This is a genomic window from Mycobacterium sp. (genome assembly GCF_049802695.1).
Taxonomy (GTDB): domain Bacteria; phylum Actinomycetota; class Actinomycetes; order Mycobacteriales; family Mycobacteriaceae; genus Mycobacterium.
On record NZ_JBARMY010000248.1, the window covers coordinates 1 to 3,132 of the forward strand.

General features: G+C 62.9%; 4 protein-coding genes. 2 read left to right on the top strand and 2 right to left on the bottom strand.

The annotated features are described in order from the left end of the window. Window positions 1-130 precede the first annotated feature (130 nt). Both WA317_RS10180 and WA317_RS10185 read right to left on the bottom strand, forming a co-directional pair. Window positions 131-838 (bottom strand): hypothetical protein, encoded by a 708-nt coding sequence (locus WA317_RS10180; RefSeq protein WP_425172914.1) that lies wholly within the window; start codon window positions 836-838, stop codon window positions 131-133. 43 nt (window positions 839-881) lie between these two features. Next, the gene (locus WA317_RS10185; protein ID WP_425172915.1) at window positions 882-1,481 is read right to left on the bottom strand and encodes a TetR/AcrR family transcriptional regulator; all 600 of its coding nucleotides are present in this window, start codon (window positions 1,479-1,481) and stop codon (window positions 882-884) included. Window positions 1,482-1,582: 101 nt separating this feature from the next. Between WA317_RS10185 and WA317_RS10190 the strand changes: the two genes are divergently transcribed. Then, a complete protein-coding gene (locus WA317_RS10190; protein WP_425172916.1) occupies window positions 1,583-2,425 on the top strand; it encodes a formate/nitrite transporter family protein in 843 nt (280 codons plus the stop codon). Window positions 2,426-2,501: 76 nt separating this feature from the next. Then, the coding region (locus WA317_RS10195) for a glycosyltransferase (protein WP_425172917.1) at window positions 2,502-3,132 on the top strand (631 nt) is incomplete at its 3' end.

The window sequence follows — 3,132 nt, forward strand, 5'->3', positions numbered from 1 at the left end:
CCTCCAGGATGGGCTCGGATGCCACACACACACCGGCTCCTGGCCGGGCGCGAATCGCTCAGAGGCGGGCACAACACCACTTTCCTCCCCTAAAAGGCTGGTATGGCTGATGTGAAAAGGGCTGACGCAGTCAGTCGGAGAAGATCTCCCGGTTGACGGTGTGCAGGTAGGGGATCGCGAGAAAGGGGGTGATGTAGAAGATGTCGTAAAGCCACCAGCCGACGACCGGGAACACCACACCGGCGTAGCGCACATCGGCGTACATCGTCATGTTGAACACGTAGGCGATCCAGATCACCACGCCCATCCAGCAGGTGATCACCATCCATTGATGACCCCACCGCTTCATCTGCAAGAACCCGATCGCGGCGGCAATCCGCATCGTGAACACCGTGAGGATCAGTCCGACTTCCCAGGCCTTCTCACCCGGGCCGGCGGCGCCGCCGACCCAGAGCTCGTTGTAGTGCCAGAAGTACCCGGCGTCGAACATCTTGCCCCACCCGTTGAGCAGAACGCGGGCAAGCAGCGTGTGGTTGGCGACCAGGTCAAGCGCCCAGCCGACGGTGTTGATCGCAGCGTCGATGATGACCAGGTAGCCGAGCAACGTCACGAGTGTTGGCCGGACCGACAATCCGTCGCGTTGGGCGTGGCGCAACAGCCAGACGCCCCGCAGGAACAATGGCAGCCCGAAAACCCCTAAAGCTGCAGTGCCGATCAGAAAGCTGCCGGAGATGAGCCATTTGTCGGCCTGACGCTGAGCGAGCCGCGATTGCTGCATGTGCTCGTCGAACGACAGGCCCGCCGCTGTGGGATTGTCGACAATGATGCGTTGGCTCATCCGGTCACCGTAACAAAACTGACTGCAGTCACCAAGAATTTGCTCAACGACGTGGCTCGACGCTCCGCAGAGTCCTCGCCACGTAATCGTCGAGCAGCGCACGGCGCGTCGGCCAGTCGTTGGTGGTGACCAACAGCGCGTAAAGACCCAGGAGGAAGAACACGGCGCTGTTCGCGGAATTGACGTTCGGGTCGGTTCGGCCGCACTCTCGAGCATCGTCGATCTCCTGGGCGACCAGAACGATGACGGGGTGATCCTCGACGCCTTCCACCGGCGGGCGGGTCTGCGAGAAGTGCAGCGCCAGAAACTCTTTGAAGAGCAAGTTACCCAGCCGGCGTTCCAGGCCCACCACCAACCGGACTGCCTCATTCAGCACGGCGGCAAGATCATGCTTCGACTTGACGAACTGCGCCAAAAGCTTGGTGATCCGTTCCTCTTCTCGCCTTTCCAGTTCCAGCAAAACATGCTCTTTCGTCGGGAAATGGAAGAAGAACGTGCCGTGTGCAACTCCCGCGGCAGCCACGATGGCGCTGACATCGGCCTCGGCCATTCCGGTCCGCTTGAACTCTGCGATGGCCGCACCCATCAGTCGCTCTTTCGTCTGCAAACGTTTCGCTTCGCGCGCAGACAGCCGCTCCGCCATAGACCAAACCCTAGTCAGGCATGCGCGGCTGCAGTGCTCTCTGCCCCGGCAGCACCTGCTTAGTATCGGGGCGAGCTGTCAACCACGCAAAGGAACACATTGTGAGTCATACCAGCCGACCCCGGGTCGGCGAAATCGACAGCCCCATCGAAGATGAACTCGAGGACGCCTTCACCAGATTGGTGCATCAGGGCACACAGCGCCTGCAACGCAGTTGGCACGGCTTGCTGGCAACCGGCTTCTTCGGCGGCACCGAGGTCGCGATGGGCATTCTCGCCTACCTGTCGGTGCTCCGCGAGACGCACAATGTCCTGCTGGGCGGCTTGGCGTTCTCCATCGGGTTTCTTGCTCTGCTGCTTGGCCGTAGCGAACTCTTCACCGAGGGCTTTCTGGTTCCGGTGGCCGCTGTGGCCGCCAAGCGGGCCACCATGGCTCAGCTCATCAAGTTGTGGGGTGGCACGATGGTTGCCAACCTCGTCGGCGGGTGGGTGCTCATGTGGCTCATCATGGTCGCGTTTCCGGACCTGCACGCGCAGGCGGTGAAAACGGCCGGCCGGTTCGCGACAGCGCCGCTGTCGGCGCAGAGCCTGTCGCTGGCCATCCTCGCCGGAATGGTCATCACGTTGATGACCCGAATGCAGCACGGCACCGACTCGGTGTTCGGCAAAATCGCGGCGGCCGTCGCGGGGGCGTTTCTGCTCGCCGGGCTGCAACTGTTCCACTCGATCCTTGACTCGCTGCTGATCTTCGGCGCCTTGGTCACCAACAACGCACCCTTCGGCTACTTGGACTGGCTGTACTGGTTCGGCTACACCGTCGTCGGCAATATGATCGGCGGGCTGGTGCTGATATCGCTGCTGAGCATGCTGCGCAGCAAGGACCGGCTGCAGATCGAGCGCCGCAATGCCGAAGTCGGCAACGCTGTGCCGCAGAACCCGTCCTGAGTCGTTCACACAGTGTTCAGCGTCCTGTCGGCTCTGCATTGTTAAGAGCACACGCGTAACGGTTCTGCTCGGGAGTATGCGTGTCGTGCAGGTCGCCAACTTTTACGGACCTCGCTCCGGCGGCCTCCGCACTGCGGTCGATCGCCTTGGCGCCGAGTATTGCGCCAAGGGCCACGATGTTTTCTTGGTCGTCCCGGGCAGGAATGCCGACCGGAGCCGACTATCCACCGGCGTAGTGCGAATCACGTTGCCGGCGAGGCTGATTCCGTTCACCGGCGGCTATCGCGCGGTGATGCCGGCACCGGTGCGGGCTTTGTTGGAGAGGTTGCGGCCCGATGCCCTGGAAGTCTCTGATCGGCTCACGTTGCGATCTTTGGGCCGGTGGGGCCGCGAGGGCGGCACGCGGACAGTCATGATCTCCCATGAACGGCTCGACCGCCTTGCCGCTCAGATGCTCCCGCATTGCGTCGCGCGCAGGTTCGCTGACTTCGCCAATGCGCGCAACGCCGCCGACTACGACACCGTGGTGTGCACGACGGCTTTCGCGCGGGAGGAATTCGACCGCATCGGCGCGGGCAACACCGTCACCGTGCCGCTGGGCGTTGACCTGTACACGTTTCACCCCCGCCAACGGTCCGCGGTGCTGCGGCAGCGGTGGGCCGCACCCGCACAGATTCTGCTGGTGCACTGCGGGCGGCTGTCGGTCG

Bases quoted from the DNA above. Each gene is read 5' to 3' on its own strand.
- WA317_RS10180 (WP_425172914.1), bottom strand. From the start codon at position 838: ATGAGCCAACGCATCATTGTCGACAATCCCACAGCGGCGGGCCTGTCG.
- WA317_RS10185 (WP_425172915.1), bottom strand. From the start codon at position 1,481: ATGGCGGAGCGGCTGTCTGCGCGCGAAGCGAAACGTTTGCAGACGAAA.